Origin of the sequence: Pseudoalteromonas fuliginea, from assembly GCF_000690055.1 — a bacterium.
In the GTDB taxonomy this organism is placed as follows: Bacteria; Pseudomonadota; Gammaproteobacteria; order Enterobacterales; family Alteromonadaceae; genus Pseudoalteromonas; species Pseudoalteromonas fuliginea.
Genome location: NZ_JJNZ01000153.1, coordinates 1 through 593 on the forward strand (window position 1 = coordinate 1; position 593 = coordinate 593).

Consider the following 593-nt stretch of genomic DNA (forward strand, 5'->3'; position numbering starts at 1 on the left):
TTTTCTATTTCATGCCAGTGCGCTTTATCAAGCGCGCCTGCGGGTATCAAGCAATGCAGGTGAATATGCTGACTTAAGTTCTGCCCCCACGTATGCAGTACGCTTGTCATGCCTAACTGACCATGCCTCTTTCGTTTCGCAAATTTGTTCAGCGTTTGCCATGCGGCTTTAAATAAACAGTGATACAACGCGTTTGGGTTGTAGTGCGCAATGACATTTAACTCATGGGGAGCGTAAAAACAAGGTGGAAATACCGACACGATAATAAATCCTCTTGTTGTCTTTGCACCCATTTAGCCGTTGCCATACCTTGGCAACGTGGGCAATGCCGATCTCGACAGCTACATCCAATTTGTTGTACTTCACTACAGTTATCACATTGCCATGCTTGATAACCGAGCTGACCCGTTCTGCATGATTGAAGGTGTTGGCAGACTCGTAACTGCTGATAACTCATTATGTGGTGCTGCCGATAATTCCCAAGGCCAGAATTTAAAATATCAGCGAGGTGCAAGCCGCTCATTGGTTTCCCCAACTTGCGAGTAAATCAATACCACCATGCCCTAATTCAGGTAACCAATGTAAGTAACTTT

Annotated in this window: 1 pseudogene; it reads right to left on the reverse strand. The window is 45.2% G+C overall.

Annotated features, from left to right (window positions below):
* Positions 1-523, reverse strand: a pseudogene (locus DC53_RS23000) (IS91 family transposase); the annotation flags it as partial.
* Positions 524-593 lie beyond the last annotated feature (70 nt).